The 349-nt window shown below is 60.2% G+C and carries 1 rRNA gene; it reads right to left on the reverse strand.

Features of this window, described 5'->3' with window-relative positions:
- A 16S ribosomal RNA gene (locus DWX63_RS07085) occupies positions 1-255 on the reverse strand; the annotation flags it as partial.
- Positions 256-349 lie beyond the last annotated feature (94 nt).

A 349-nucleotide genomic window follows, 5' to 3' on the forward strand; every position in this document is an offset into this window, starting at 1 on the left:
GGGGGAGGGGGCAGGTTCTCCACGTGTTACTCAGCCGTTCGCCACTCGCTTCCCTCCGAGGAGGGGTGCCGTTCGACTTGCATGTGTTAGGCGCGCCGCCAGCGTTCATCCTGAGCACGGGGGAGGGGGCAGGTTCTCCACGTGTTACTCAGCCGTTCGCCACTCGCTTCTGCCCGAGGGCAGGTGCCGTTCGACTTGCATGTGTTAGGCGCGCCGCCAGCGTTCATCCTGAGCCAGGATCGAACTCTCCGTCCAAAAATGCATGGGCTTCGAGCCCGTCCGGTCCTCACAACTGTTACGCTGATCGGTTCCGTTCGATTCATATGGTTCTGTTTGATAGGAAAAGGAA

It is taken from the genome of Collinsella sp. AF20-14LB, from assembly GCF_003459505.1.
Classification (GTDB): Bacteria; Actinomycetota; Coriobacteriia; order Coriobacteriales; family Coriobacteriaceae; genus Collinsella.